A 23,771-nucleotide genomic window follows, 5' to 3' on the forward strand; every position below is an offset into this window, starting at 1 on the left:
GGGACCTTCCTACCTAGCGTTCCAGGACGAGGGCGAGACCCTGGCCCACGCCGATACAGAGCGTGGCGACGCCGACGCCGGAGCCCTTGCGGGCGAGCTGGTGGGCGACCGTGCCGGCGAGCCGGGCGCCGGACGCGCCGAGCGGGTGGCCGAGCGCGATGGCGCCGCCCTGCGGATTCAGGATCGCGGGATCGAACTCGGGCCATTCGGCGACACAGCCGAGCACCTGCGCGGCGAACGCCTCGTTCAGCTCCAGTGTCGACAGATCGGCAAATCCCTTGCCTGCCTTGGCGAGCGCCCGGTTCGTCGCCTCGACGGGCGCGAGCCCGAAGTAGTGCGGGTCGATCGCGGAGACACCGGTGGTGGAGATCCGGGCGAGCGGCTCGCGCCCGGTGGCCTTCAGCCCTTCCTCGTCGACGAGGAGCAGCGCGGCGGCGCCGTCGTTGAGCGGCGAGGCGTTGCCCGCCGTGACCGTGCCGCCGTCCTTGCGGAAGGACGGCTTGAGCTTCGCCATCGCCTCCAGGGAGCTGTTCGCGCGCACGGACTCGTCGGCGGAGACGACGGTCGGGTCGCCCTTGCGCTGCGGGATGGTGACCGACGCGAGCTCGGCGTCGAACAGGCCGTTCTTCTGCGCGGCGGCGGCCTTCTGGTGGCTGGCGAGCGCGAACTCGTCCTGCTGCTCGCGCGTGATGTGGTGCTTGTCGGCGATGAGTTCGGCCGACTCGCCCAGCGGCACCGTCCACTGCGGCTCCATCTTCGGGTTGACCATGCGCCAGCCCAGCGTGGTGGAGAACAGTTCGGTGCTCGCGGCCGGGAACGGCTTGTCGTTCTTCGGCAGCACGTAGGGCGCGCGGGTCATCGACTCGACGCCACCGGCCACGGCGATGGACGCGTCGCCGACCGCGATGGCGCGGGCCGCCTGGATCACGGCCTCCAGGCCGGAGGCGCACAGCCGGTTCACGGTGACACCCGGCACGGAGGTGGGCAGCCCGGCGAGCAGCCCCGCCATGCGGGCCACGTTGCGGTTCTCCTCGCCCGCGCCGTTGGCGTTGCCGAAGTACACGTCCTCGATCCGGGACGGGTCCAACTCCGGCGTACGGGCGACCAGTTCACGGATCGCGTGCGCGGCGAGGTCGTCCGGGCGGACGGCCGCGAGGGCGCCGTTGTAGCGCCCGATGGGGCTGCGTACGGCATCGACGATGTAGACGTCCTTGACGTTCCTGCTCACTTGGCTGCCTCCTGCTGCGGGACGCGTACCTTCGCGGCGGTCTTCTCGACGACCTCCTCGGCGGTGACGCCGGGCGCCAACTCCACCAGTTCCAGGCCGTCTTCGGTCACATCGAGCACGGCGAGGTCGGTGATGATCCGGTCGACGCAGCCCTTGCCGGTCAGCGGCAGCGAGCACTCCTCGACGATCTTCGGGGAGCCGTCCTTCGCGGTGTGCGTCATGGTGACCAGGACGGTGCGGGCGCCGTGCACCAGGTCCATGGCGCCGCCGATGCCGGTGATCATCTTGCCGGGGACGGCCCAGTTGGCGAGGTCGCCGGTGGCCGACACCTGCATGGCGCCGAGCACGGCGACGTCGATGTGGCCGCCGCGGATCATCCCGAAGGAGAGCGCCGAGTCGAAGAACGAGGCGCCGGGCAGGACGGTGACCGTCTCCTTGCCCGCGTTGATCAGGTCCGGGTCGACCGCGTCGTCGGTGGGGTACGGGCCGGTGCCCAGGATCCCGTTCTCGGACTCCAGGATCACCTCCACGTCGCCGCCGAGGTAGTTGGGGATCAGCGTCGGCAGACCGATGCCGAGGTTCACGTACTGACCGTCGCGCAGCTCGTGTGCGGCGCGTGCGGCCATGTCCTCACGGGTCCAGGGCATCAGTTGCTCACCGTCCGCTTCTCGATTCCCTTGTCGGCGGCCTGCTCGGGGGTCAGGGCGATCACCCGCTGCACGAAGATGCCGGGCAGGTGCACGGCGTCGGGCTCGATCTCGCCCGGTTCCACCAGCTCCTCCACCTCGGCGATGGTGATCTTTCCGGCCTGCGCGGCGAGGGGGTTGAAGTTCTGCGTGGACTTGTTGAAGACCAGGTTGCCGTGCCGGTCGCCCTTGGCGGCCCGGACGAGCGCGAAGTCGGTGCGGATGCCGCGCTCCATCACGTACTCGACGCCGTCGAACTCCCGCACCTCCTTGGGCGGCGAGGCCTTCGCGACCCCGCCGTTGCCGTCGTAGCGCCAGGGGAGTCCGCCGTCCGCGACCTGGGTGCCGACGCCGGCCGGGGTGTAGAAGGCGGGGATGCCGGCGCCGCCCGAGCGGAGCCGCTCGGCGAGCGTGCCCTGCGGGATCATCTCGACCTCGATCTCACCGGCCAGGTACTGCCGGGCGAACTCCTTGTTCCCGCCGATGTACGAGCCCGTGACGCGGTCGATCCGACCGGCGCTCAGCAGGACGGCGAGGCCGGAGTCCATGGCGCCGCAGTTGTTCGACACCACCGACAGGTTCCCCGTGCCCTGCTCGTACAGCGCCTTGATCAACACGTTCGGTACGCCGCTCAAGCCGAACCCGCCGACCGCGAGGGACGAACCGTCCCCCACATCGGCGACGGCCTGAGCGGCCGTGGCGACAACCTTGTCCATCCCTGCCAGCCCTCATCTCCGCGAAGTGCTCAGCGCACTGAGTAGTTTATGGGTGCGGCTCACGTTGCCACTGGGTGTGTGAACCGTCAAGAGTTCCAAGGAAAAGGCATGGATGGACTCGACAAGCAGGCGTCGATTACCGGATCCTTGCTCAGTGCACGGCCGTGTTCAGCGGCGCAACGACTGCAGACGGAGGACCGCCATGGCCGCGGTGGATCTGACCACCCATCCCGGGCACCTCGCCCGGCGGCTCCAGCAGGCGCACTATCTGCTGTGGAACACGATGGTCTCCGAGGAGATCACGTCGCCGCAGTTCGCGGTCCTCAACGCGCTGGTGGCCGAGCCGGGTCTGGATCAGCGCACGGTGGGGGAGCGGGTCGGTCTTGACCGCTCCACGATCGCCGAGGTGATCACCCGGCTCACGCGGCGCGAGCTGGTCGACAAGGTCCGTGACCCGCAGGACGGCCGCCGCTGGTTGCTCCGCCTCACGCCCGGGGGGTTGCGCACGCACAAGAAGCTGGCGGTGCGCACGGCCCGGATGAACCAGATCTTCCTGGCGCCGCTCGACGCCGATGAGCGCGGGGCGTTCTTCGACCTGATCCAACGGGTGTGCGATGCGGCGGAGGGCCTTCGGTATCCGGGTGAGGTGGAGGCGGTGGCGAGTTCCTGACCCGGTGGGTGTCAGCGTTTCGTCAGGACCACCCACACCGCTCCCGGCGCAAACGGTAGGGCCGCGGCGCCGTCCGCCGCCGAGTACGTCGTGCCGCTCGTCGGAGACGGTCGCCGCCACTGCGCGTCGTAGGCCCGCCCGTCCCGCAGTACCACCGCGTCACCGCCGCCGACCGTGTGCGACAGCGGCGACGTGTTGCCGGAACGGTCGTGGAAGCGGGAGGGCGCCATGTCGACGTACTGGACGACCACCGTCGGCGCGCCGAGCCGCTTGCCGGTCGCCGTCGTCGCGGCGCGCCCGTCCATGCCCACCAGCCAACGCCCTTCCTCCGCCGACCAGTTGAAGGTGAACCGGGCGGCAGGGAAACGCACCGTGTGCTCCGTCTCGGCCCGCCCACCCTTCGGCGCCCGCTCGGCGAACTCGAACCCGGCCGCCTCCCCGGCGTGCACCCCCGCCGCGGGGTCGCCCAGCTTCGCGGGCCGCAGATACAAGTTGTGCGGCGCGGGCTTGTCGTTGCCACGGAAGTACGCGCTCCCGGCCTCACCCGGCGGCGCCGCCCGCAGCGGCGCCGACTCGATGGAGGGCCGCAGCGCGCTCTGCGCCCCCGAGTACGCGAGCGTCGGCCGGTCGAACTGGCGGAGCAGCTCAAGATCGGTCTCGCGGGCGCTGCGCACCGGCCCGACCACCTTGGGCAGCCGCGAGCCGAACACCGCCATCAGCCGGCTGAGCCCCGCCTCGACCTGCTCCACGTACACGAGGTCCGCCTCGTCGAGCCCGGTCTGCGGCCGCGCGGGCCCCACGTTGTCGATCTTCACGGCGAGCAGCGGCGCACGCGCCGACGCCGAACTCCCGCCCCCGGGGAGTCGACTCGCCGTACACGCCGAGGCGAACACCCCGAGAGCCCCGACCATGACCGCACGCCTGCGCATATCGTCCACGCCTCTTGGATACCCACGGGCACACCCCGCTCACTCCGGGGGAACGTGACCGGCGGACCGGCGGACCGGCGGACCGGAGCGAGCGGCGAGCTCGGCGTTCCCGTCACACGCTCAGCGCAGCACATCCGCCAGGTCGAACTTCACCGGCTCCTCCAGCTGCGCGTACGTACAGCTCTCGGGTGCCCGGTCCGGGCGCCAGCGGCGGAAGCGGGCCGTGTGCCGGAAGCGGGCGCCGTTCTCCATGTGCTCGTAGGCGACCTCGGCCACGAGTTCCGGGCGCAGCGGGATCCAGGAGAGGTCCTTCTTGCCGGTCCAGCGGCTGGTCGCGCCCGGCATCCGCCGGCCCTCGTGCGCCGCCTCGTCGGTCCACGCCGCCCACGGGTGGCCCTCGGCGTCCTCCATGCGCAGGGGCTCCAGCTCGGCGACCAGTTCGGTGCGGCGCTTCATCGTGAAGGCCGCGCACACCCCGACGTGCTGGAGGGCGCCCTCGTCGTCGTACAGGCCGAGGAGCAGGGAGCCGACGACCGGGCCGCTCTTGTGGAAGCGGTAGCCGGCGACCACGCAGTCCGCGGTCCGCTCGTGCTTGATCTTGAGCATGACGCGTTCGTCCTGCCGGTAGCGCAGGGTGAGCGGCTTGGCGACGACGCCGTCCAGGCCCGCGCCCTCGTACTGCTCGAACCAGGTCTGCGCGAGCTCCGCGTCGGTGGTGGCCGGTGCCAGGTGCAGCGGTGCGGAGGCGTCCGCGAGGGCCTGTTCCAGGAGCGGTCTGCGGTCGGAGAGAGGCAGCTCGACCGTGGACTCGGAGCCGAGCGCCAGGACGTCGAAGGCCACGAAGGAGGCGGGCGTGCGCTCGGCCAGGGTCTTCACCCGCGAGGCCGCCGGGTGGATCCGCTCGGTGAGCGCGTCGAAGTCGAGCCGCCCGTCCCGCGCGATCACGATCTCCCCGTCGAGCACACAGCGCTCCGGGAGCCGCTCGGCGAGCGCCGCGACGAGCTCGGGAAAGTACCTGGTCAACGACTTGGTCGTACGGCTCGTGAGCTCGATCTCCGGACCGTCACGGAACACGATCGCCCGGAAGCCGTCCCACTTCGCCTCGTAGTGCATCCCCTCGGGGATCCTGGCGGCGGACTTGGCGAGCATCGGCTTGACCGGCGGCATCACGGGGAGGTCCATGCCCCGATTCTGTCCTCTACGGTGCCGTATCGCCCGGTATGCGCATTACGTCCTTTCGGCCTAGCGTGAGCGCATGGGCGGCAAGGGTGCGGCAGTGGAACTGGAAGCGGGCGGTCGGACGGTGCGTCTGTCCAGCCCCGACAAGGTGTTCTTCCCCGACGGCGGGAAGGTGACCTACACCAAGCTCGACCTCGCGCACTACTTCCTCGCGGTCGGCGACGGCATCCTGCGCGCCCTGCGCGACCGGCCCACCACCCTGGAGCGCTACCCCGAGGGAGTGACCGGCGAGTCCTTCTACCAGAAGCGCGCGCCGAAGAACCTGCCCGACTGGATCCCCACCGCCACGATCACCTTCCCCTCGGGGCGGACGGCCGACGAGATGTGCCCGACGGAGGTCGCCGCGGTGATCTGGGCCGCCCAGTACGGCACCCTCACCTTCCACCCCTGGCCGGTGCGCAGGGACGACCCCGACCACCCGGACGAGCTGCGCATCGACCTCGACCCGCAGCCAGGCACCGACTACGCCGACGCCGTGCACGCGGCGAACGAACTCCGCTACGTGCTCCACGAGTTCGGCGGCCTGCGCGGCTGGCCCAAGACCTCCGGCGGCCGCGGACTGCACGTCTTCGTCCCCATCGAACCGCGCTGGACGTTCACCGAGGTGCGCCGCGCCGCGATCGCCTGCGGCCGCGAACTGGAGCGCCGCATGCCGGAGTTCGTCACCACGGCGTGGTGGAAGGAGGAGCGGGGCGAGCGCATCTTCGTCGACTACAACCAGACGGCCCGCGACCGCACCATCGCCTCCGCGTACTCGGTGCGCGCCCGCCCGCACGCCCCCGTCTCCGCCCCGCTCACCTGGGACGAGCTGGGCGACGCGCTGCCCCGCGACTTCGACATCGTCACCATGCCGAAGCGGTACGCCGAACTCGGCGACGTACACGCCGACATGGACAAGGAGAGGTTCTCCCTCGACGCCCTCCTGGAGCTGGCCGATCGCGACGAGAAGGACCGCGGCCTCGGCGACCTGCCGTACCCGCCCGAGTACCCGAAGATGCCGGGGGAGCCCAAGCGGGTGCAGCCGAGCCGGGCCCGGCACGAGGACGGACCCGGCTCGACTCACTGACGTGCAGGCAGGCTCAGAGCTCCTTCACGCGGATGTCCCGGTACGAGATGACGTCCGTGGTGCTGTGCACCTGGAGCCCGACGTACCCCTCGGAGTAACGTCGGCCGTCCGTGCCCGGGTCGTCGTCCCGCGGGGGTTCGAAGACCTGGCCACCGGTGTTGTCGAACTCGTTGATCAGCACACCGTTGCGGTAGATCGAGAAGCGCTGGTCCACCACCTTGATCTCGTAGTCGTTCCACGTGCCCTTCTGGGTGACGCCCGCGCCCGCGAGGCCGACCCGGTCGAAGCCGTAGATCGAACCGGTCTTGTACATGTCCCCATCGGGCTTGTCGAGCACCTGGATCTCGTGCCCGTACTTGATGGCGACCCACTCCGGGTTCGGCTCCTCCGGGTTGTCGTGCACCCACGGGAAGCGCACGAACACACCGCCGTTGGCGTTGCCCGTGCCCGGCGCGTCGTCACGCCACTGGAGCTTCAGCGAGAAGTTGCCGTACTTGCGCTGCGGGAACCACAACATGCCCATGCCGTCGACGGATGTGCTGCTGGTGATCGACCCGTCGGCGTTCAGCGCGAACTTGCCGCCGCCGACCTGCTCCCACTTCGCGAACTGCTCCTGCGTGCCGTCCAGGATCTTCTTGTAGCCGTCGGTCTGACCGGGCGTGCCGATCGGGGACTGCCGCGCCGCCTTGTTGATCTTGTTGTACTCGCGCTGATCGACGACGCCTTCCTTGAGAAGCTTGTCGGTGACCGTCTTCACGTGCTTGACGAACAGCGCGTGCGACGTCCACTCCTTCTCGTCCTCGATCAACTCGCCGATGCGGCACCGGTTGTTGGTGACCCGGTTCGGGATGCCGGTGTCCGTCGTGCCGACGAAGACGGTGGAACGCTCGTCCAGCTCCGGGCAGTTGGGTGCTGGAACGCCGCCGCCCGAGGCCACCGCGAACACGAACGCCTGTGCCGCGGCGGTGTTGCCCGCCTTGTCGCTCGCCCGGTACGCCACCGAGTGGGCGCCGACCCGGTCCACCACCACGGGGGCGGTGTACGCGAGATAGGGCCCGCCGTCGAGCGAGTACTCGACCTTGTCGACGCCCGACATGTCATCGGTCGCCGTCACCGTCAGCTTCGCGTTGTTGATGTACGCGCCGTCGGAGTTCTTGTCCCCGCCGACCGCCAGCGACACCGTCGGAGGCGTCGTGTCCTGGACGGGCGGCGCCACGACCGTGAAGTCGACGGACTTCTCGGCGGCGGCGTTGCCCGCCTTGTCCGAGGCTCGGTAGCGCACCTTGTACGTGCCCGGGTCGTGGAACATGACCGGCGCGGTGTACGGCTGCCAGGCGCCGTCGGCGCCGACCGCGTACTCGATGGTGTTGACCCCGGAGCCGGCGTCCGACGCGGAGACCGTCACCGTGGCCATGCCGACGTAACCACCGGCGTCGTCCTTGTCGCCGGTCACCGTCGCCGAGGTCTCCGGCGCCGTCGTGTCGTCCGTCGGCGGCGCGACCACGGTGAAGTCGAGCGACTTCTCCGCGGCGGCGTTGCCCGCCTTGTCGGTCGCCTTGTACTTCACGGTGTGCGCGCCGACCTGGTCGACGACCACCGGCGCCGTGTACGGCGTGTACGCGCCGCCGTCGAGGGCGTACTCGATCTTGTCGACGCCCGAACCCGCGTCGGTCGCGGTGACCGAGACGGACGCGGACCCGACGAACGCGCCGTCGGCGTTGGTCTGCCCCTCGGCCTTCGCCGAGGTCTCCGGAGCGGTCGTGTCGTCACCGCCGCCCCCGTCCGTCACCGTCAGGACCCCCGTCATGCTGGTGTGCCCGGGGATCGTGCAGTGATAGCGGTACTTGCCGGGGGAGAGGGTGACCTCGGCCGTGTGCTTGCCGCCCATGTCGTCGTTCGGGTTGGCAAGGATGTTCAGCGGTACGTCGTTGTTGTACTCGGGGTCCGACACGTCGAACGTCAACGTGTGCGGCATTCCCGTGGTGTTGCCGGTCGCCGTGCTGTTCTCGAAGACGATCGTCGCCTTGCCGGCGATGGCCGTCGTGGGCGCCGACGCGTACTTCGTGATGTCGTCGCCGGCCGTCCAGGTCAGCACCTGGTCGGCCGCCGCCTCGGGCGCGGGCGCCGCGGTCGCGGCCGGCAGCGAGCCGAGACCGAGACACATCAGCATCGCGGCGAGCAGAGCGGTCAGGAGTCTGTGTCTGCGCACGGGGCGCATCAGTCGCGTGGATCGCATGTGATCAGCCCTTCCTGGCCAGCTGATCGGCGGCCGGGGTCGCCTCGCCACCGGTGTAAGTGACCTTCCACAGCGCCGACTTGGAGTCGGAGGTGAAGAAGCCGCGCCCGTAGTCGAGGACGTACAGCGCACCGTCGGGACCGAACTTCCAGTCCATGAGGTTCTTGATGCCGTCGTTGCCGATCGGAATGATCTTCTTCAACGACTCCGAGTGGACCGGGATCGATCCGTCGCCGTGCGTCTTCGGGTCGGTGAGGACCGCGTTGCGCGGCTGGTCGGCATCGTAGAAGTCACCGACGAACCACTTGCCGTCCCAGTAGCTCGGCCACTTGCCCGCGTTCGGGATCGACGCGTCGTAACGGTAGACGGGCCCGTCCATCGCGGCCTGGCCGCCGCCCTTGAGCCACGGCAGCAGGTACTTGGCCTCCTCCTTCTTGTACGAAGGAACGCCGTTCGCGTCGCGCGGGTAGTCCGGCGCCCCGCCCTGCGGCGAGTACCAGATGTTGTTGCCGGTGACCGGTGGCAGGTTGACGAGGCCGTTGTTGTTCGGCGACTCGTTCTTCGGGTGGTCGCAGTCGTACCAGCCCAGCGGCTTCGTCGGGTCCGGCAGGTTGCGGTCGCGGTAGGGCTGCTTGTTGCCCATGCAGTAGGGCCAACCGCGGTTGCTCGCCTTGGTGATGACGGCGAACTGGTCGTACTTGGCCGGGCCCCACGTCGTGGACGGCTCGCCCGCGTCGGGTCCGACCCAGCCCGCGTACAGCGTGTCGGTCTTCGGGTCGATCGAGATGCGCGCCGGGTTCCTGACACCCATCACATAGATCTCGCCGCGCGTCTTGCCGCCGCCCTCGGCCGTCTCCTTGCCGGTGAAGAGGTTGCCCTCCGGCAGGGTGTACGTCCCGTCGGCCTCCGGGTGGATGCGCAGGATCTTGCCGTTGAGGTTGTTCGTGTTGCCCGCGGTGCGGCGCGCGTCGGCGAACGAGACGCCCTTGTAGTTCGGCTCCGGGTTGTTGCCCGAGTAACCGTCGCTGAACTGCGAGGAGTTGTTGTCACCGGTCGCGATGTACAGGTTCCCCTTGGAGTCCCAGGCCATCCCGCCACCCGCGTGGCAGCAACTGTGCACCTGCACCGGCCACTTGAGCAGCACCTTCTCGCTGCTCGGGTCCAGCTTGTTCGTGCTCAGGTCGAGCGTGAAGCGGGAGACCTGCCGCTCGGCCATCTGCTTGTCGCGGTCGAGCCCCGAGTGCGGCGTGTAGTGCAGGTACACGTACCCGTTCTGCTCGAACTTCGGGTCCAGCGCGATACCGAGCAGACCCTCCTCGACCTTGACCAGCTCGTCCCCGCCGCCCTTGTTGCCGAAGATGGTCAGCGCCCCCGCGAGGGTCACCTTCTTCGTCTTCGGGTCGTAGACGTGGATCTGGCCGATGCCCTTGCCGACGTCGGGGTTGTTCCAGTCGGTGATCACCGGCTGGGACGAGTCCGCGCCGCCGCGCCCGATGTAGAGCACGCGCCCGTCGGGAGCGGTGACGAGCCCGTGCGGCTCGCCGATCTGGTCGTTCTGACCCGCCTGATTGGCCTGGGTCAGGCGCTCCGCCTTGTAGTTGGCGTCGATCGCGGCCTTGCAGTCGGCGCGCGCGATGCGCGTCGTCCACAGCAGCGCCCCGCGCAGATGGTCGCGGAAGTCCACCTCGTCGTACGAGGAGACCGTGCCGCCCATCCCGGTGTAGAAGGACCGGCCGCCGTCGTAGTCACGGCACCAACTCATCGGGTGGTCGGCGCCGTTCGCGCCCTCGCCCGGCTTGTACGTGGTCCCGTTGACCCGCGCGACCGTGTGCACGTCGCCGGACGGGTTCGCCGACCAGTTCAGCCACTTGTCGGCGCGCTTCCACTGCACCGGCAGATCCTTCGTCGCCGGGTTCTGCCGGTCACCGACCTCAACCGTCGCGCGCTGCGCGGCAGTTGGTGACGACGCGGCGGGCCGGGCCCCGATCAGGCCGGTGAACCAGTCCGAGTACGGCTCGGCGCGGGCCGCGTCATGGACGCCGACGAAACCGCCGCCCGCCTCCATGTACGACTCCAGGCCGGCCTCCTGGTCGGGGTCGAGGACGTCGCCCCCGCCGGTCAGGAAGACGACCGAGTTGAAACGTCCCAGCTTCGTGGCGTTCGTGAACACGGAGGCGTCGTCCGTCGCCGTGATCGTGAACTGCTGGGCCTCGGGTCCCGACCGGCCGATCTTCTCGATCGCCTCGATGCCCGCGTTGACCGTGGGCGACTCGTCGCCGCCGGCCGCGGACCCGTAGAACACCAGGACCCGCACATTCGCGCCGCCGGGTGGCGACTTGACGGACATCGTTGTCGGGGACGGTTCCGGTGCCGGGCGCGCGCTGGCGGCCGGCCCGCCCAGCAGCCCGGCGGTCACGGTTCCCGCGGCGACCCCGACCGCCCAGACGCGTGCACGTCTGCTTCGGCTCGCTCTGAACTCTCGTACGGGCAACGGCTTTTGATGCGTCGACCGACGCATGTGTTCACCCACCCCTCGTCGGACACAGCAACGGCGCGGTGGAAGCTAGACCTCTTTTCGTGGTCCGCCAAGGGGTATGACCGATATGACGCAAACTTTGTCCTGGGTGTGGATAAACGAAGATCATGTGGTTACGGTGCCCTGCGCGACGTGAAAGTCCGTACGAGACTGGGGAGTTGGCCGTGACCGAGCACGACAGACCTCGCGACGCGTCGACGCAGGCGAGTGAACAGGACGGACGTGCACTGAGCCGGCGCATGATGATCGGCGGTGCCGTGGCCGCAACGGCCGGGGTGACATCGTTGTCCATCGGGGCGTCGGCCGGACCGGCGGCCGGGGCGGACACCCCGCCGCGCACTGCGCCCGCGGGCGGCGAGGTCAAGCGCCTGACGCTGTACGCGGAGAATCTCGCGGACGGCCGGCTCGGCTACGGCTTCGAGAAGGGGAAGGCGTCGATCCCCGGCCCGCTGATCGAGCTCAACGAGGGCGACGCGGCGCACATCGAGTTCCACAACCTCACGGACGTCGACGCGAGCCTGCACGTGCACGGCATGGACTACGAGATCTCCAGTGACGGTACGCGGATGAATCGCAGCCACGTCGAACCCGGCGGTACCCGCACCTACACCTGGCGCACACACGCCCCGGGGCGCAGGAAGGACGGCACCTGGCGGGCAGGGACCGCGGGCTACTGGCACTACCACGATCACGTCGTCGGCACGGACCACGGCACGGGCGGGATCAGAAAAGGCCTGTACGGCCCGGTGGTCGTGCGCCGCAAGGGTGACGTCCTGCCCGACCCGGGCAGGACTTTCACGATCGTCTTCAACGACATGACGATCAACAACAAGGCGGCCCACGAGGTGCCCGACTTCGAGGTCACGGTGGGCGATCGCGTCGAGATCGTGATGATCACGCACGGTGAGTACTATCACACGTTCCACCTGCACGGTCACCGCTGGGCGGACAACCGCACGGGCATGCTCACGGGGCCCGACGACCCGACTCAGGTCCTCGACAACAAGATCTGCGGCCCGGCGGACTCGTTCGGGTTCCAGATCGTCGCGGGGGAGGGGGTCGGGGCCGGGGCGTGGATGTACCACTGCCATGTCCAGAGTCACTCGGACATGGGGATGGCGGGCCTGTTCCTGGTGAAGAAGGCGGACGGAACGATCCCGCCGTACGAGGCGCCGCACCACTGAGCGAGCCGGGGCGGAGCGGGGCAGTGGTGCGACGCGCGGCCCACCCCCCCGTCGGTGTCGGACGCGTCGATGTCGAAGGTGACGGGGTGTCAGGCATCGATGGTGAAGCCCGCCCCGCCCGCCCCTCGCCGCTCTCCGTCGTCGACTGTTCACGGACTGCGAAGCGCGTGACTGCGGGACGTGACCGCCCCGTGACGCGATCCTCGCTCATCCCGCACAACGGGCTCTGGACAGCGCTTACCGGGGAGTAGAGCATCGGTGCCACCTGTACATGGCACTGATCATCGAGGGAGCCGCGTTGAGCAAGGACCGTACGTACGACTACGTGATCGTGGGGGCCGGGTCCGCCGGTTGTGTGCTGGCCGGGCGGCTCTCCGAGGACCCTTCCGTCAAGGTTGCCCTCGTCGAGTCGGGGCCGCGCGACCGCAAGACGGAGATCAGGATCCCGGCCGCGTTCCCGAAGCTGTTCAAGACGCCGTACGACTGGGACTACTCGACGACCAAGCAAGCGGCCCTGGACGACCGGGAGTTGTACTGGCCGCGCGGGCACACGCTCGGCGGCTCCTCCTCCATCAACGCCATGATGTGGGTGCGCGGCCACCGCGCCGACTACGACGCCTGGGGCGAGGCCGCCGGATCCCCGTGGTCGTACGACGAGTTCGCGCGCTACTTCCAGCGCGCCGAGCGCTGGCAGGGCGCTGCGCAGGAGGGCTCCGTGTACGGCACGGCGGGACCGCTGCACATCTCGCCGCCGCGCCACCCGAACCCGACCACGGCCGCGTTCCTCGACGCCTGCCGCGCCCAAGGACTGCGCGAGCTCGACGAGTTGAACCAGGCCGACCACTCCGGCTTCGCCCTGACCCCGCTCAACCAGCACAAGGGCCGCCGCTGGAGCGCCGCCGACGGCTACCTCAAGCCCGCCGCGCGCCGACCCAACCTCGACATCTACACCGACGCCCGCGTCACCCGCATCGACTTCGACGGCACCCGCGCCGCCGGCGTCGTCGCCTCCGGGGTCTCCGTCGGCACCCTGCGCGCCACCCGCGAGGTCATCCTCTCCGCGGGCGCCATCAACTCGCCGCAGCTGCTGCAACAGGCGGGCATCGGTGACCCGGAGACCCTCGCCGAGGCGGGCATCGACACCTTCGTCGCCTCGCCGGACGTCGGCCGCCACCTCCAGGACCACCTGATGTACGCGCTGAACGTCCGCGCCGCGAAGCCCATCTCGCTCACCGGCGCCGACTCGCCCGCCAACATCGCCCGGTTCCTGCTCGGCGGGCGCGGACCGCTCACCTCGAACGTCGGCGAGGCCGTCGCCTTCCTCGCCACCAGGCCCGAACTCACCGCGCCCGACATCGAGTTGGTCTACGCACCGGTGCCGTTCGTGAACCACGGCCTGGAGGAGCCCACCGAGCACGGCCTCACTCTCGGCGTGATCCTGCTCCAGCCCAAGAGCGAGGGCCGGATCACCCCGACGGGCCGTGACGCGCAGCCCCGCATCGACCCGGACTACCTGGCCCACGACGAGGACGTGCGCACGATCGTCGCCGGTGTGCGCCGAGCCGAGGAGCTGCTCGCCCAGAGCGCCCTGGCCGCGCACCACACCGGGCCGATGGGCGGCTACCCCGGCGTCGTCGACGACGAGGAGCTCACCCGCTCGGTCCGCGCCACCGCCGAGACCCTCTACCACCCGGTCGGCACCTGCCGGATGGGCTCCGACGAGGGCTCGGTCACCGACCCCCGCCTGCGTGTGCGCGGCACCGAGGGCCTGCGCGTCGTGGACGCCTCCGTGATGCCGCGCATCACCCGCGGACACACGCACGCGCCCACGGTCGCCCTCGCGGAACGGGCGGCGGACCTGATCCGCGAGGACGCCACGAAGTAGCGCTGTTCTTCAGGGGAGTTGCGAACTCACGCCAGGGGAGCTACGACCCCACACTCACCGTGAACCGGCGCGGATTGCCGTCGTGCGCCGCGCCGGACACGTCCGGCTGTCCCTCGGCCTGCACGTCGTCGTACGGGAAGGCGTAGCCGATGGGCGAGTTGGCATGCACGATGCGCGACCAGTGGTTGGTCGTGGCGTCCTGGTAGTAGTCCGCGGACGTGAGGCCGTTGGGCTGCTCGGCGTGCGTGAGCATGACGCTGCGGTTGAACCCGGCGGCGAGGCGGGACAGGATGCCCTTCTTGTCGTCGGAGTCGTCCGGGTTGTTGGCGAACGGCCCGTGGTTGCAGGTGAAGATGTCCTTCGAGGCGGGCTTGGTGAAGGTGTGGCCGCCGTTGAAGGTGAGGGTGTCGCCGCTGACCCGGCCCGTGAAGACGCCGCGCCCGCCCTGGAGGTCGATCTTCAGGTCGGTCGAGGCGTACTTCTCCCACACCTTGTCGATGTAGGCGCCCCACACGTCGCGGAACGGCATCTCGTCGGGCTTGTCGAAGTACGGCGCCATGAGGTTCTGCGGCGATATCACGCGCAGCACCTTGCCGTCCTCGCCCTTGATGGCGAGCTTGTCCCAGGGCTGCCCGTCCTTGGCGGCCTGCGCGGCGAGATCCGAGGCGATCTTGTCGATGGCGCCGTCGGGGAACGGGGCGACGGTGTGCGTGGCGTCGCCCTCCAGCTTGATCCCGATGGGCAGGGCCGTGATCAGGTCGACGTAGCTGATGTTGGAGTACAACTGCTCGGAGTTGAAGGTGAACTCGGCGAACGCCCAGGTCTTGCCGTAGTTCGCGTCCTCCTTCGTGGCAAAGGCAGGCTCGACCAGGGAGGGGCCCGGGTTGAGGAAGAACTCGAGCTTGTCGTCGCGGACGAAGTAGACGCGGGCGCCGTACATCTGAGGCAGCGTCACGACCTTCGGGGCGGACCCGGCGGCGCCGAGCGGGATGGCGCAGTCGACGGGCAGCGGGGTCTGCGGGGCGCTCGGCGACTCGGGGTGGTAGACGCTGCCGTCGGCGCGCAGCAGCACCCAGTTGCCGGTGCCGTTCTCGTGGCCGGTGACGTACGCGTGCACCGTTCCGCTCAACGACTTGTTCTCCAGGGCCAGTTCACAAGTGGCGGGTGCGGCGCCCGCGGTCCAGGAGGGAAGGGTGAGTGCTGCGGCCGTCGTGGCGAGACCCGCTCCGGCGCTGGCGAGAAATATTCTGCGCGAGATCACGATGGACACTCCTCGAATGTGGGGGGTGTGTGGGGGAGCCCTACTGTGGCGAGAGGGGACGGAGGCGTCAAGAGTTCGCGCAGGGAGCGCTCCCATGATTTGTTTGTGTTCAACCGTTGAAGGCGGAGCGTTCGGTTCCTCTGGTCTGAACCAGCCCAGGTCAGCGTGGTGCGAGGGCGGTTGTCAGTGCCCGGTGGAAGACTCGGCAGTCCGGAAAAGAAACCCTCGACGAGGAGGGCAAGACCCATGATCACTACCGAGTTCGTGGACGGCGCGCCGAACTGGCTGGACCTCAGTACCCCCGACATGGACGGCGCGATCTCCTTTTACGGCGGCCTCTTCGGCTGGACCTTCCTGTCGGCAGGCCCCGAGGCCGGCGGATACGGAATGTTCCAGCTCGAAGGCAGGACGGTGAGTGGCGCCATGACCGTCACCGCGGAGCAGGGCGAGCCCGGCTGGACCGTGTACTTCCAGAGTTCGGACGCGGACGCCACGGCGAAGGCGGTCGAGCAGGCCGGCGGCAGCGCCCTGCTCCAGCCGATGGACGTCTTCGACCTGGGCCGCATGGCCGTCTTCAACGACCCGGCGGGCGCCCCCTTCGGTATCTGGCAGCCGGGGAAGAACAAGGGTCTCGAGTACACCAGGGACGACGGTGGGCTGAACTGGGTGGAGTTGTACGCCCCCGATGTGGCCGCCGCGAAGCAGTTCTACGGCTCGGTCTTCAACTGGGGCGCGTTCGACGTCGAGTTCCCCGGCGGGAGCTACACGACGATCAACCCGCAGGGCACGGACGAGAACGCGATGTTCGGCGGCCTCGCCAAGCTGGACAGCGACCCCTCGGAGGCCGCGGCGGGCCCGCACTGGGCGACGTACATCCACGTCCCGGACGTGGACGCGACGGCGGACCGGACGCAGGAGCTGGGTGGCACGGTGCGCTCCGAGCCGGTCAGTATCGCCGGCGTCGGGCGGATCGCGAAGCTGACGGATCCGTTCGGCGCGACGTTCGCGGTGCTCAAGGGGGACCCCGAGCAGAAGTGACCGTCCGGGCATCCGAAGCGCCCACGGTGCCCGATTGCCGCCCGTTGAACGAGCGTTGATCAAACGTTTTTCGGCGGGCGGCAGACTGGCCGCCATGTACGCGAACACGACCCTTACGCCTGCCGGCCCCACCTGGCAGGACCAGGCGCTGTGCGCCCAGACCGGTGCCGAATTCTTCTTCCCCGAACCGGGCAGCTCCGTCCGCGAGGCCAAGACGATCTGCGGCCTGTGCCCGATCCGGCAGAGCTGCCTCGAGTACGCCCTCACCCACGACGAGCGGTTCGGGGTGTGGGGCGGACTCTCGGAGAAGGAGCGACAGCGGCTCAGGCGCGGCTGACGCTACCGGGCGCGATGCGGGCGCCCCGGACCGGGGCACCCGGGCGGGGAGCGGTCAGGCGCCGGCCGCCCGCGCCGCCATCCGTGCCTTGCGGGCCGCCAGCTTCTCGTCGAACTTCGAGGCCTCGGTGTCCAGACCGTTCATGAACAGGCCCAGCTCCTCCTGCGCCTTGATGCCCTCGGGGCCGAGACCGTCGATCTCCATGACCTTCAGGAAGCGCAGCACGGGCTGGATCACGTCGTCGTGGTGGATGCGCATGTTGTAGACCTCGCCGATGGCCATCTGCGCCGCCGCGCGCTCGAAGCCGGGGATGCCGTGGCCCGGCATCCGGAAGTTCACGACGACGTCGCGCACGGCCTGCATGGTGAGGTCGGGCGCGATCTCGAACGCGGCCTTGAGCAGGTTCCGGTAGAAGACCATGTGCAGGTTCTCGTCCGTGGCGATGCGGGCGAGCATGCGGTCGCAGACCGGGTCGCCGGACTGGTGGCCGGTGTTGCGGTGCGAGACGCGGGTGGCCAGCTCCTGGAAGGAGACGTACGCGACCGAGTGCAGCATCGAGTGGCTGTTGTCCGACTGGTAGCCCTCGCTCATGTGCGACATCCGGAAGGATTCCAGCTGGTCCGGGTCAACGGCGCGCGAGGCGAGCAGGTAGTCGCGCATCACGATGCCGTGCCGGCCCTCCTCGGCCGTCCAGCGGTGCACCCACGTGCCCCACGCGCCGTCGCGGCCGAACAGCGAGGCGATCTCGTGGTGGTAGCTGGGGAGGTTGTCCTCGGTGAGCAGATTGACGATGAGGGCGACGCGGCCGACCTCGGTGACCTTGGACTGGTCCTTGGACCAGGCCTCGCCGTCCTCGAAGAACTCGGGGAAGTTGCGGGCGTCGGACCACGGCACGTAGTCGTGCGGCATCCAGTCCTTGGCGACCTTGAGGTGCCGGTTGAGCTCCTGCTCGACGACTTCTTCCAGCGCGTGGAGCAGGCGGGCGTCGGTCCATGTGGTCGACGAGCCGAGGCGGGGGGAGATGACGGTCACGGAGGCTCCTGGGGGACGGAGGTAATACGAGCGGAGATACCTACGGTGTCGTAGGTTACGTTGCCGTAGGTTAAGTGGCCCATAAAGACAGTGGTTACGTGTGGAGCTCTCGAAGGCGAACTGAGAGGCAGGTCACACAGCCTTCCAGCTTTTCGAACTCGGAAATGTCCACCAGAACCGGCTCGTATCCGAGGTCGGCGAGCCGCTCCGCCGACTTCGGCGCGCTCTCCGCCATGAGCAGCCGGTCCTCGCCGAGCAGCACCACATGCGCCCCGGACTCCTCGGGCACCGGCAGGAAGCGCGGGAACAGCGAGGCGTGCTCGACCAGCGGCGGATGGCCGATGACGGTGCCGTCGGGCAGCGCGGTCACCGCGGTCTTCAGGTGCAGCACCTTGGAGAGGGGAACGGCGACCACGCGCGCGCCGAGCGGCTCGAAGACGGCGCGCAACTGCTGGACACCCGCTGCGTTGGTGCGCCCGCCGCGCCCTACGTAGATCGTGTCACCGACCTTCAGTACGTCGCCGCCGTCCAGGGTGCCCGGCTCCCACACCCAGTTCACGGAGCAGCCGAGGCGCGCCACGGCCTCCTCGACCCCCGGTGTCTCCGGGCGCCGCGACTCGGCGCCGGAGCGGGTGATCAGTGCCACGTTCCGGAAGACCACCACCGCGTCCTCCACGAACACCGCGTCCGGGCACAGGTCGACCGGCTCCACGAGGAACGTCTCCCAGCCGTGCGCCTCAAGCGCGGCCACGTACCCCTTCCACTGTTCCTGCGCCTTCGCGGCGTCGACAGGGGTCCGCTCGATGTGGGTGACGAGCCCGTCCGCGATGCGCGGTCCCGGGCGGCGGACGAGGGCCTTCTTGCTGGGCACGGCGGACTCCATGGCGACGGGCGAGGGTGACGGTGCCCACATCATGCACAGGGCGACACGTGTCGCGGAATCCCCTGTCACGCGGCCGTCACTTCCCCCTCACCGGGCCTGTCCGCGCCCGCGACGGCCCGCCGCAGGTGCTCCGCCGTGAACGAGCCCTCCGCGTCGAGCAGTTGGGCGGGTGTGCCCTCGAAAAGCAGCTCCCCGCCGTGCCGGCCGCCTTCCGGGCCCAGATCGATGATCCAGTCCGCCCGCCGGATCACATCGAGGTTGTGCTCGACGACGACCACGGTGTTGCCCGTGTCGACGAGCCGGTCGAGCAGCGCCACGAGCCCGTCGACGTCCGCCATGTGCAGCCCGGTGGTCGGCTCGTCCAGGACGTACGTCGCCGCGGTGCGGTGCAGTTGCGTCGCCAGCTTGATGCGCTGGCGCTCGCCGCCGGAGAGGGTGCTCAGCGGCTGGCCGAGCGTGAGATAGGTGAGGCCGACGTCGTGCAGGGCTTGCAGGCGGCGGCGTACGCCCTTCTCGTCGAGGTCGGCGAAGTAGTCGAGGGCCTGCGCGGCCGTCATGTCGAGTACGTCCGCGACACTGCGGCCGCGCACGGTGAGGCCGAGCACCTCGTCCTTGAAGCGCCGCCCGCCGCACGCCTCGCACACGGTGGTCACCGGGTCCATGAACGCCAGATCGCTGTGGATCACGCCGCGCCCCTCGCAGTGCTCGCAGGCGCCGCCGGAGTTGAAGCTGAACAGGCCCGGCTCCGTACCCGTCTCGCGCGCGAACACCTTCCGTACGGTGTCCATGATCCCGAGATACGTCGCCGGGGTGGAGCGCCCGGAGATCCCGATCGACGACTGGTCGACGACCACGGCCTCCGGGTGCGCGGCGCAGAACGCCCCCGACACGAGGGAGCTCTTTCCGGACCCGGCGACCCCGGTGACGGCGGTGAGCACGCCGGTCGGCACCCGCACGGTGACGTCCTTGAGGTTGTGGACCCGGGCGCCCTCGACCCGTACGTGGCCGGTCGCCGCGCGCGGGTCCTCCTTCACCCCGCCCGTGCGGCGCAGACACCGGCCGGTGAGCGTGTCCGCGCGCCGCAGCGCGCCCGGCGTGCCCTCGAACACCACGCGCCCGCCGTCGGCGCCGCCCGCCGGGCCCATGTCGACGACGTGATCGGCGACGGCGATGACATCGGGGTCGTGCTCGACGACGAGCACGGTGTTCCCCTTGTCGCGCAGTCGCAGCAGCAGATCGTTGAGCCGTCCCACGTCGCGCGGGTGCAGGCCCACGCTCGGCTCGTCGAAGATGTACGTCATCCCGGTCAGGCTGGAGCCCAGGTGCCGCACGGTCTTCAGGCGCTGGCCCTCGCCGCCGGACAGCGTCGACGTCTCCCGGTCCAGGCTGAGATAGCCGAGGCCGATCGCCTCGATGCGCTCCAGCGCGGTGACGGCCGCCCCGGCGATCGGCCCGGCCACCGCGCCCTTGATACGGCGCAGCACCGGGATCAGCTCGCCGACCTCCATGCGCGTGCACTCGGCGATGCCGAGGCCCTCGACGCGGGTGGCGAGCGCGGCGGCGTTCAGGCGCGCCCCGTCGCAGACCGGGCAGGTGCCCTCGGTCAGAAACCGGCCGACCAGGTCGCGCGTGCGCCGGCTCAGCGTCGACAGGTCCCGGTTGAGGTACAGCCGCTCGAAGCGGTCGGCGAGCCCCTCGAAGTCGATGTCGCGGCGGCCGCCGGTATTGGCGACGTTCACGGTCCGCCCGTGCCCGCGCATCAGGAACTCCCGCTCGGCGGCGGTGAATTCGCGTACGGGCCTGCTGGTGTCGAGGTCGGTGGTGTTCGTGTACGTCTGCCCCTGCCAGGTGCCGACGGCGAACGGCGGGAACAGCACGGCGCCGCCCGCGAGGGACTTCGACGGGTCGAGGATGCGCTCGTAGTCGGGGCGCACGGTGCGGCCGAGCCCGTCGCACTCCGGGCACATCCCGCTCGGGTCGTTGAACGAGTACGCGGTCGCGCCGCCCGCGCTCGGCGTCCCGTGCCGCGAGAACAGCACGCGGATCACCGAGTACACGTCGGTCATCGTGCCGACCGTGGACCGGGAGTGCCCGCCGATCGCCTTCTGGTCGACGACGATCGCGGGCGTCAGCTCCTCGAGCGCGTCCGCGTGCGGCTTCTCGTACTTGGGCAGCCGGTTGCGGACGAACCAGGTGTACGTCTCGTTCAGCTGCCGCTGCGACTCCACGGCGATGGTGTCGAAGACGACGGACGACTTGCCCGAGCCCGACACCCCGGTGAAGACGGTGAGCCGCTCCTTGGGGATGCGCAGGGTGACGTCCTGGAGGTTGTTCTCGCGGGCGCCGACGATGTGCAGGTAGTTCATGCCGACGACGCTAGGTGGGATACCCGACACCTTTTGTCGGGTATCCCACCGTTTCTGCGTTACGAGGCCCGCACCTCCTCCAGCGTCGTGTCCCGCAGCGTCCCGTCCATCAGCAGCCACCGCGTCACACCGATCGACTCCAGGAACGGCAGATCGTGGCTGGCCACGATGAGCGCTCCCTCGTACGACTCCAGGGCCGACGTCAGCTGGCGCACGGATCCGATGTCCAGGTTGTTCGTCGGCTCGTCCAGCATCAGCAGCTGCGGCGCGGGCTCGGCGAGCATCAGCGCGGCGAGCGCCGCACGGAAGCGTTCGCCGCCCGACAGGGTCGCCGCCGGCTGGTCGGCCTTGGCCCCTTTGAACAGGAAGCGGGCGAGCCGCGCCCGGACCCGGTTGTTGGTGGCGTCCGGCGCGAACCGGGCCACGTTCCCGGCGACGCTCAGCTCCTCGTCGAGCACATCGAGTCGCTGCGGCAGGAACCGCAGCGGCACGTGCGCGAGGGTCTCGCCCGCGACCGGTTCGAGCTCGCCCGCGATGGTGCGCAGGAGTGTCGTCTTGCCCGCGCCGTTGCGCCCGACGAGCGCGATGCGTTCGGGACCGCGCAGCTCCCACTCGCCGTCCACCCGTGCCCCGTAAGGGAGTTGGAGCTCGCGCAGGGTGAGTACGGAGCGGCCCGGTGGTACGGCCGTGTACGGCAGGTCGACGCGGATCTCGTCGTCGTCGCGCACCGCCTCCACGGCCTCGTCGAGCCGCTCCTTCGCCTCGGCGAGCTTCTCCTCGTGCAGGATGCGGTGCTTGCCCGCGGAGACCTGGGCCGACCGTTTGCGCAGCTTCATCACCGCCCTCGGTTCGCGCTTGATGTCGTACATCTTCTGGCCGTACCGCTTGCGCCGTGCCAGCTTGACGTGGGCCTCGGTCAGTTCGTGCTTCTGCTTCTTCAGGTCCGACTCGGCGACCCGCACCATCCGCTCCGCCGCCTCCTGCTCGGCCGCGAGCACCTCCTCGTACGCGGAGAAGTTCCCGCCGTACCAGGCGACCTCGCCGTCGCGCAGATCGGCGATCTGGTCGACGCGGTCGAGGAGTTCACGGTCGTGGCTGACCACGATCATGACCCCGGACCAGGCCTCCACGGTGGCGTAAAGACGCTGCCTGGCGCGCAGGTCGAGGTTGTTGGTGGGCTCGTCGAGCAGCAGCACGTCCGGGCGGCGCAGGAGCAGCGCGGCGAGCCGCAGCAGCACGGACTCGCCGCCGGAGACCTCGCCGATCGTGCGGTCCAGGTCGATGTGGCCGAGACCGAGCTCGCCGAGCATGGCCTGTGCCCGCTCCTCGACGTCCCAGTCGTCGCCGACCGCGGTGAAGTGCTCCTCCCGTACGTCGCCGGCCTCGATGGCGTGCAGGGCGGCGCGGGTGCCGGCGATGCCGAGCGCCTGGTCGACGCGGAGCGCCGTGTCGAGGGCGACGTTCTGCGGCAGGTAACCGACCTCGCCGGACACCCGCACGGTGCCTTCGACCGGGGTCAGCTCACCGGCGATCAGCTTCAACAGGGTTGATTTCCCCGACCCGTTGAGTCCGATGAGTCCGGTGCGGCCGGGGCCGAAGGCGACCTGGAGGTCGTCGAAGACGCCGGTGCCGTCGGGCCAGGCGAAGTCGAGGGCGGTGCAGGCGACGGAGGCGGGAGCGGCGCCCGAAAAGCTGTGGGGATGTGACATGAGGTGGCCTCGCGGTTGCTCGGTGTGAACGGTGGGATGCAACGCGTTCGAGACACCGCGGGGGCGAGGGCCACAAAAAAGGCCTGTTCCGGCGGGGAGGACGGCTCGGGATACCGAGGTCGCACACGCACGACGACATGACGCGACTGCGTCACTTGCGCGGTGTCTCAGGACCTCAGTGGAGCAACGTCCTTCTCCTATCGACGGCAACAGAACCGTCAACCACGATAGGAGCCCCTCCAGGGGACGTCAAAGGATTTGATTCAGCAGGCGTCCCGCAGCAGCTCCTCCAGGTCGGCGTCCACGTCCACGTGCGACGCCTCCTCGCCGACCGGCACCAGCTCCGTCGTCTCCGCCAGGAAGCGGCGCAGCTCTCCGGTGCGGATGTGCACGATCGCCGTCCCCTCCGTCGCGTGGAACTCCAGGACCGTGCGGTCGTACCCGTACGGCTTCACCCGCACGTCGCCCGCGCCCGCCGGGCTGCTCACCCCACTGGCGAGCAGCTCACGGGCGAAGGTCCAGCTCACGGCGACGCCTTCGAGTGTGGCCGGGGCCGGGAAGGACATGCGCACGGCGAACGGGTCGCGCACGTCGTAACGCAGAGTCGCCGGAATGTGCGCCATGCGCGGCGCGGCGGCGACGAGACGGGCCTCGACGGCTTGCTCGATGACGGACAACGCCTGCTCCCTTGTGACGGCTGGACGGTGGGACCACTGCACGGCCTCATATGAATAGACGGCGGAATGAGGGAATCCGTGCGCCTGAAGCCG

19 protein-coding genes are annotated in these 23,771 nt (G+C 69.7%); 6 read left to right on the top strand and 13 right to left on the bottom strand.

Translation table 11 applies throughout. From position 1 onward, the window contains the following. Positions 1-13: 13 nt before the first annotated feature. Genes OHA73_RS35855 through OHA73_RS35865 form a run of 3 tightly spaced genes read right to left on the bottom strand, consistent with a single transcriptional unit; the run spans position 14 to position 2,630 of the window. Positions 14-1,228: a thiolase family protein gene (locus OHA73_RS35855; RefSeq protein ID WP_327657213.1), complete on the bottom strand. Its 1,215-nt coding sequence runs from the start codon at positions 1,226-1,228 to the stop codon at positions 14-16. Beyond that, positions 1,225-1,875, bottom strand: a complete 651-nt coding sequence (locus OHA73_RS35860) for a CoA transferase subunit B (RefSeq protein ID WP_327657214.1) — start codon at positions 1,873-1,875, stop codon at positions 1,225-1,227. The genes OHA73_RS35855 and OHA73_RS35860 overlap by 4 nt, the downstream gene beginning before the upstream one ends. Continuing rightward, positions 1,875-2,630, bottom strand: coding sequence for a CoA transferase subunit A (locus OHA73_RS35865; protein ID WP_327657215.1), 756 nt, complete (start codon positions 2,628-2,630; stop codon positions 1,875-1,877). The genes OHA73_RS35860 and OHA73_RS35865 overlap by 1 nt, the downstream gene beginning before the upstream one ends. A 202-nt stretch (positions 2,631-2,832) precedes the next feature. Between OHA73_RS35865 and OHA73_RS35870 the strand changes: the two genes are divergently transcribed. Next, complete coding sequence (locus OHA73_RS35870) at positions 2,833-3,300, top strand: MarR family winged helix-turn-helix transcriptional regulator (RefSeq protein ID WP_327657216.1); 468 nt, start codon at positions 2,833-2,835, stop codon at positions 3,298-3,300. An 11-nt stretch (positions 3,301-3,311) separates the two neighbouring features. On the opposite strand, the gene OHA73_RS35875 is transcribed toward OHA73_RS35870, so the two are convergent. Together OHA73_RS35875 and OHA73_RS35880 are read right to left on the bottom strand one after the other, a co-directional pair. Next, a complete protein-coding gene (locus tag OHA73_RS35875) occupies positions 3,312-4,229 on the bottom strand; it encodes a DUF3048 domain-containing protein (RefSeq protein ID WP_327658592.1) in 918 nt (305 codons plus the stop codon). 120 nt (positions 4,230-4,349) lie between these two features. Next, on the bottom strand, positions 4,350-5,411 hold the full coding sequence (locus tag OHA73_RS35880; protein WP_266715728.1) for an ATP-dependent DNA ligase: 1,062 nt from the start codon (positions 5,409-5,411) through the stop codon (positions 4,350-4,352). Positions 5,412-5,484: 73 nt separating this feature from the next. Here OHA73_RS35880 and ligD point away from each other — a divergent pair, with 73 nt between their 5' ends. Further along, positions 5,485-6,534: a non-homologous end-joining DNA ligase gene (ligD, locus tag OHA73_RS35885; protein WP_327657217.1), complete on the top strand. Its 1,050-nt coding sequence runs from the start codon at positions 5,485-5,487 to the stop codon at positions 6,532-6,534. Positions 6,535-6,547: 13 nt separating this feature from the next. Here ligD and OHA73_RS35890 read toward each other — a convergent pair whose 3' ends face one another. Beyond that, positions 6,548-8,770 (bottom strand): OmpL47-type beta-barrel domain-containing protein, encoded by a 2,223-nt coding sequence (locus tag OHA73_RS35890; RefSeq protein ID WP_267068460.1) that lies wholly within the window; start codon positions 8,768-8,770, stop codon positions 6,548-6,550. Between the two features lie 4 nt (positions 8,771-8,774). Next, on the bottom strand, positions 8,775-11,288 hold the full coding sequence (locus OHA73_RS35895) for a ThuA domain-containing protein (protein WP_327657218.1): 2,514 nt from the start codon (positions 11,286-11,288) through the stop codon (positions 8,775-8,777). 257 nt (positions 11,289-11,545) lie between these two features. On the opposite strand from OHA73_RS35895, the gene OHA73_RS35900 reads away from it, so the two are divergent. Beyond that, entirely contained in the window at positions 11,546-12,490 is a 945-nt protein-coding gene (locus OHA73_RS35900) for a multicopper oxidase domain-containing protein (protein WP_327658593.1), read from the top strand. 271 nt (positions 12,491-12,761) lie between these two features. Then, positions 12,762-14,375: a GMC family oxidoreductase gene (locus tag OHA73_RS35905; protein WP_327657219.1), complete on the top strand. Its 1,614-nt coding sequence runs from the start codon at positions 12,762-12,764 to the stop codon at positions 14,373-14,375. Positions 14,376-14,415: 40 nt separating this feature from the next. On the opposite strand, the gene OHA73_RS35910 is transcribed toward OHA73_RS35905, so the two are convergent. After that, positions 14,416-15,636, bottom strand: coding sequence for a glycoside hydrolase family 64 protein (locus tag OHA73_RS35910; RefSeq protein ID WP_267072723.1), 1,221 nt, complete (start codon positions 15,634-15,636; stop codon positions 14,416-14,418). Between the two features lie 246 nt (positions 15,637-15,882). Between OHA73_RS35910 and OHA73_RS35915 the strand changes: the two genes are divergently transcribed. Then, on the top strand, positions 15,883-16,674 hold the full coding sequence (locus OHA73_RS35915) for a VOC family protein (protein ID WP_266715738.1): 792 nt from the start codon (positions 15,883-15,885) through the stop codon (positions 16,672-16,674). Positions 16,675-16,768: 94 nt separating this feature from the next. Next, positions 16,769-17,011: a WhiB family transcriptional regulator gene (locus OHA73_RS35920; protein WP_266715740.1), complete on the top strand. Its 243-nt coding sequence runs from the start codon at positions 16,769-16,771 to the stop codon at positions 17,009-17,011. Positions 17,012-17,065: 54 nt separating this feature from the next. Here the strand turns inward: OHA73_RS35920 and OHA73_RS35925 are convergent, their stop codons facing one another. From OHA73_RS35925 to OHA73_RS35945, 5 genes are all read right to left on the bottom strand, one after another. Then, positions 17,066-18,043 (bottom strand): acyl-ACP desaturase, encoded by a 978-nt coding sequence (locus OHA73_RS35925; RefSeq protein ID WP_266715742.1) that lies wholly within the window; start codon positions 18,041-18,043, stop codon positions 17,066-17,068. A 94-nt stretch (positions 18,044-18,137) separates the two neighbouring features. Then, a complete protein-coding gene (ddaH, locus tag OHA73_RS35930) occupies positions 18,138-18,914 on the bottom strand; it encodes a dimethylargininase (RefSeq protein WP_266715744.1) in 777 nt (258 codons plus the stop codon). 77 nt (positions 18,915-18,991) lie between these two features. Further along, positions 18,992-21,292 carry an excinuclease ABC subunit UvrA gene (locus OHA73_RS35935; protein ID WP_267068456.1) on the bottom strand — a complete coding sequence of 767 codons (2,301 nt, stop codon included), beginning with the start codon at positions 21,290-21,292 and terminating at the stop codon, positions 18,992-18,994. Positions 21,293-21,351: 59 nt separating this feature from the next. Then, the gene (locus tag OHA73_RS35940) at positions 21,352-23,001 is read right to left on the bottom strand and encodes an ABC-F family ATP-binding cassette domain-containing protein (RefSeq protein WP_327657220.1); all 1,650 of its coding nucleotides are present in this window, start codon (positions 22,999-23,001) and stop codon (positions 21,352-21,354) included. Positions 23,002-23,264: 263 nt separating this feature from the next. After that, entirely contained in the window at positions 23,265-23,624 is a 360-nt protein-coding gene (locus tag OHA73_RS35945) for an SsgA family sporulation/cell division regulator (RefSeq protein WP_266719036.1), read from the bottom strand. Between the last annotated feature and the right edge of the window lie 147 nt (positions 23,625-23,771).

It is taken from the genome of Streptomyces sp. NBC_00483 (genome assembly GCF_036013745.1).
Classification (GTDB): domain Bacteria; phylum Actinomycetota; class Actinomycetes; order Streptomycetales; family Streptomycetaceae; genus Streptomyces.